The organism is Kaistella sp., assembly GCF_041824135.1.
In the GTDB taxonomy this organism is placed as follows: domain Bacteria; phylum Bacteroidota; class Bacteroidia; order Flavobacteriales; family Weeksellaceae; genus Kaistella.
The window spans coordinates 1-5,155 of record NZ_JBGZYM010000107.1 but is presented as its reverse complement, the minus strand read 5'-3'; the positions used below and the strand labels follow the sequence as shown (position 1 = coordinate 5,155).

The following is a 5,155-nucleotide window of genomic DNA, read 5'->3' as shown; positions in this document are numbered from 1 at the left end:
GTACTCCCGGTAGGTATTTCACACTTCCGCCTCTAACCAATACTATCGAGTGCTCTTGAATCTTGTCCACAAAGACGAGGTGTATGTACAATAGTATACACCACAACTCCAAAGAAACCTAACTCTGCACTACCTAAAGTAGCGAGAGTAAGACTTTCTAATGGTAAAGAAGTTAACGCCTATATCCCGGGCGAAGGACACAATCTTCAAGAGCACTCGATAGTATTGGTTAGAGGCGGAAGGGTGAAAGACCTACCGGGAGTACGTTATCACATTGTTCGTGGAGCTTTGGATACCGCAGGTGTAGCTGGGAGAACCCAGAGAAGATCTAAGTACGGAGCAAAAAGACCAAAACCAGGTCAAGCTGCGGCAGCACCAGCAAAAGGTAAGAAAAAGTAATCATTAATTAGTACAGAAGCGAAACAATGAGAAAGACAAAAGCGAAAAAAAGACCGTTGTTACCAGATCCGAAATTTAATGATCAACTGGTAACAAGATTTGTAAACAATTTGATGTTTGATGGTAAAAAATCAATCGCATTCAAAATTTTCTATGATGCATTAGATATCGTAGAAAGTAAAAAAGGAGATAACGAAAAAGAAGCTTTGGAAATCTGGAAAGATGCCTTAACTAACGTTATGCCTCACGTAGAAGTACGTTCAAGAAGAATCGGTGGTGCAAACTTCCAGATTCCAATGCCAATTAGAGCTGATAGAAAGATTTCTATGGCGATGAAATGGTTAATAAAATATTCTACAGCAAGAAACGATAAATCAATGGCTCAGAAATTAGCCTCTGAAGTTATCGCTGCTGCGAAAGAAGAAGGTGCTGCTTATAAAAAGAAAACAGACACTCACAGAATGGCTGAAGCAAACAAAGCATTTTCACACTTTAAATTCTAATCTGAAATGGCAAGAGATCTTAAATTCACAAGAAATATCGGTATTGCCGCGCACATTGATGCCGGTAAAACCACCACAACAGAAAGGATTTTATTCTACACTGGTAAAGTTCACAAATTAGGGGAAACTCACCAAGGTTCATCACAAATGGACTGGATGGAGCAGGAAGCAGAAAGAGGTATTACCATTACTTCTGCAGCTACAACCTGTAAATGGATTTTCCCAAGATTCAACGGAGAACCTACTCCTGATTCTCACGAATACCACTTTAATATTATCGATACACCAGGACACGTAGATTTTACGGTTGAGGTAAATCGTTCTTTAAGAGTATTAGATGGTTTAGTATTTTTATTCTCGGCGGTTGATGGTGTTGAGCCTCAATCTGAAACCAACTGGAGATTGGCTGACAATTACAATGTTGCGAGAATGGGATTTGTAAACAAAATGGACCGACAAGGTGCTGACTTCTTAATGGTTGTAAACCAAGTTAAAGAAATGTTAGGATCGAATGCAGTGCCAATCGTTTTACCAATCGGTGCTGAGGAAACCTTCACTGGAGTTGTAGATTTGATTAAGAACCGTGCTATTATGTGGCATGATGATACTCAAGGTGCAACATTCGATGTAGTTCCAATTCCGGAAGATATGTTGGCAGATGTACACTCGTACAGAGAAAAATTAGTTGAAGCAGTTGCTGATTATGATGATACTTTGATGGAGAAATTCTTCGAAGATCCAGATTCAATTTCAGAAGACGAAATCAACGAAGCTTTGAGAAAAGCAACCATCGATATGTCGATTATCCCAATGACTTGTGGTTCTTCATTTAAAAATAAAGGAGTACAGTTTATGTTGGATGCAGTATGTAAATACTTGCCTTCACCGATGGATAAAGAAGCAATCTACGGTACCAACCCTAAAACTGACGAAGAAGTTTCTCGTAAACCATCGGTTACAGAACCTTTCTCAGCTTTGGCATTTAAAATTGCTACCGATCCTTTCGTAGGAAGATTAGCATTCTTTAGAGCATATTCAGGAAGACTTGATGCAGGTTCTTATGTGTTAAACACAAGATCAGGTAACAAAGAAAGAATTTCTAGAATTTACCAAATGCACGCTAACAAGCAAAATCCTGTAGAATATATTGAAGCAGGAGATATAGGTGCAGCTGTTGGATTTAAAGATATCAAAACAGGAGATACTTTGTGTGATGAGAAAAGCCCAATCGTTCTAGAATCGATGGTGTTCCCAGATCCAGTAATCGGTATCGCTGTAGAACCTAAAACAAAAGCAGATCAGGATAAAATGGGGAACGCTTTGGCAAAATTGTCCGAAGAAGATCCTACTTTCCAAGTAAAAACTGACGAAGCTTCTGGTCAAACGATTATTTCAGGAATGGGTGAACTTCACCTTGATATCTTGATCGACCGTATGAGAAGAGAGTTTAAGGTAGAGGTTAACCAAGGTGAACCACAAGTAGAATACAAAGAAAACTTAACACAAGTTGCTGCTCACAGAGAAGTTTACAAAAAACAATCTGGTGGACGTGGTAAATTTGCAGATATTCAATTCGAATTAGGCCCAACCGATGACGGTAAAGCTGGTTTAGTTTTCGTAAATGAAATCAAAGGTGGTAACATTCCAAGAGAATTTATCCCATCTGTAGAAAAAGGTTTCAAAGAATCTATGAGAAACGGTCCTTTAGCAGGATTTGAAGTAGAAGGAATTAAAGTAACTTTGAAAGACGGATCTTTCCACGCAGTGGATTCAGATGCATTATCTTTCGAACTTGCAGCAAAAATGGGCTTTAGAGAAGCAGGTAAAAAAGCGAAACCAGTAATCATGGAACCAATCATGAAATTGGAAGTAGTAACTCCAGAAGAATACATGGGAGATATCGTAGGCGATCTTAACAGAAGAAGAGGAACCGTAAACGGTATGGATGACAGAAACAACGCGAAAGTAATCAAAGGATTCGTTCCACTTTCAGAAATGTTCGGTTATGTAACTTCATTGAGAACCCTGTCTTCAGGTAGAGCAACATCTTCTATGGAATTCGAAAAATACGAAGCAGCCCCACAAAGTGTCGCTGAAAAAGTAATCGAAAAAGCAAGAGGTTAATATTTAAATTAGATCAAAATGTCACAAAGAATCAGAATAAAATTAAAATCTTACGATTACAGTTTAGTAGACAAATCTGCTGAGAAAATCGTAAAAACGGTAAAAGCTACCGGAGCTGTTGTAAACGGCCCGATTCCTTTGCCAACGAATAAGAGAATCTTCACCGTGTTGAGATCTCCTCACGTAAACAAAAAAGCAAGAGAACAGTTCCAACTTTCCGCTCACAAGCGTTTGATGGACATCTATTCTTCTTCTTCTAAAACTGTAGATGCCCTAATGAAATTAGAGTTACCTTCAGGAGTTGACGTAGAAATTAAAGTGTGATAATTGGCACTTTGCTATGATAATAAAATCCCTTTTCGAAAGATTAGGGATTTTTTTTACGTAAAATTTCAGATGTGAATAGAGGCTTTTGATCTTTTAAGGAGCACAAATGTTTCGCTTTTCAACAAATTGGGTCGCGCTCTCCACTATATCTTTTTCTTTTATTGCGCTCGAAGTGATGGGTTTTTTTAGATATTTTCCTGTTCGCAATAAAATAAAAAGGATGCCGTTGCGATCACGGCTAGGATTTCAGATGCTGTTTCTTTTCACCAAATATTTTTGTTATTCAGAAGCCTGAAAAAGACGTAATATTGAAAGCAACGTGTCAAGGCTCAAATCTAAACACGGTTAATTTACCAAACTTATTTTTTAAAAACGATAAATCAAATTTTCTTATTTTCACCAAATGAACGAATTTCCAATCGCATTTTTCACCACTTTAAATATCGGGAGTTTCATCTACTTCGGAGTCGACAAAAGAAAAGCCTTAAAACATCAACATAGAATTACCGAAGGGAAACTTTTAACAATGACCTTTTTTGGTGGAACAATCGGCTCCATTTTAGGAATGGTCATCTTTAATCATAAAACCAATAAGAAAAGTTTTGTGCTGAAAATTCTTGGAATTCTTCTTTTTCAAATTTTGATAATATCTATGATTTGGAATTATTACAGGTTAAATATTTAATATTCCAATATTCTATCTCTTCATAAAGTAATCATAATACAAACAACTTCCTTGTAACGCTCTTGAGGTTTGAGTAGTGCTGTAGTTTTTCTTTAATTCTGCAAAATAAGTTCTGTACTTCTGATTTTTAATTTGATTCCTATTGTTCAAATAGGCTTCTTGTTTTTTGTCATACTCAGGATCATCATATTTCAAATCATAAGGCTGCTTTTGTTCATATTGATAATATTTCCCCTGTTCAGCGCTCGCCATTTGAAAAAGAATTCTGGCTTTTTGCTCGTCATCTTTACTTGAGTTCAGTGCCTTTTGGTAATATTCAATAGCCAAGTCAAAATTATCGGGATCAATAAAACTGGTCTGGCTGAAGTTTTTATAATAATATTTAAAAGCAGGTTGATCGGTATTATAAAAATGAAATTTCGGACTATTTGAATTATCAATATCCATTACGAAAACTTCCCGAAAATATCCCAGAACAGAAGTGTTGTACAAAAGATTTCCGATCAGTTGATTTGCCTGGGTCGCTTTTTCATCATTTCCCATTCCGGTTTTCTTTAACGCAATTAGCGCCTCCGCCAACTCCAGTTTATTCATATCATTTTTAATAAAAGGGAAATTAACTAAATTATCACCTTTCATACTTTGGCTATCGGGACTTTCAAAACTTTCCCAAACATTATGACCAAATATTAGAGAGGAGATGTGATTGAAACCATTATAAGAATTTCCATATTTTACTTTTACGATTTCAGGTTGATTAGCATCTGTCCAATTATATTCAACTCTTGGAATGCCTGTAAATCCTTTGGCCTGTTCATAATAAGTTTTTGCTTTCTCGAAATTGGCAAGCCGCATTTCCCGATCGCCATAAATCACATTGAAGAAAGCATCGATATTTCCGACATCATCAATATTCTTTCCGATAATTTTTTGTTCAAGTACTGACTTATTGTTTTTTTTGTAAAAATCTTCTACACTTTTTACTAAACCTGAATTGGGATTATATTGAAGATCCGAAAGTTTGTTACTCATCAAAAAGGATTTCCCTTCTTCACCTTGAATGAAATAACGGTTGGCCAAAATATCACGTAGAAAATCCTGGGTGGATGGTTGATCC

The 5,155-nt window shown here is 36.6% G+C and carries 5 protein-coding genes and 1 pseudogene; 5 read left to right on the top strand and 1 reads right to left on the bottom strand.

The features are described from left to right. The first annotated feature begins 39 nt into the window (after positions 1-39). The 5 genes from rpsL (at position 40) to ACEYOS_RS13860 (ending at position 4,038) form a co-directional block, all read left to right on the top strand. Positions 40-399 (top strand): 30S ribosomal protein S12, encoded by a 360-nt coding sequence (gene rpsL / locus ACEYOS_RS13880; protein WP_373797598.1) that lies wholly within the window; start codon positions 40-42, stop codon positions 397-399. Between the two features lie 26 nt (positions 400-425). Next, entirely contained in the window at positions 426-902 is a 477-nt protein-coding gene (gene rpsG / locus ACEYOS_RS13875) for a 30S ribosomal protein S7 (protein WP_373708956.1), read from the top strand. A 6-nt stretch (positions 903-908) separates the two neighbouring features. Then, complete coding sequence (gene fusA, locus ACEYOS_RS13870) at positions 909-3,026, top strand: elongation factor G (RefSeq protein ID WP_373708957.1); 2,118 nt, start codon at positions 909-911, stop codon at positions 3,024-3,026. 18 nt (positions 3,027-3,044) lie between these two features. Continuing rightward, positions 3,045-3,350, top strand: a complete 306-nt coding sequence (rpsJ, locus tag ACEYOS_RS13865; RefSeq protein ID WP_056035238.1) for a 30S ribosomal protein S10 — start codon at positions 3,045-3,047, stop codon at positions 3,348-3,350. Between the two features lie 406 nt (positions 3,351-3,756). Continuing rightward, a complete protein-coding gene (locus tag ACEYOS_RS13860) occupies positions 3,757-4,038 on the top strand; it encodes a DUF1294 domain-containing protein (RefSeq protein WP_373747882.1) in 282 nt (93 codons plus the stop codon). Positions 4,039-4,050: 12 nt separating this feature from the next. Here ACEYOS_RS13860 and ACEYOS_RS13855 read toward each other — a convergent pair. Next, a pseudogene (locus tag ACEYOS_RS13855) lies at positions 4,051-5,155 on the bottom strand (hypothetical protein); the annotation flags it as partial.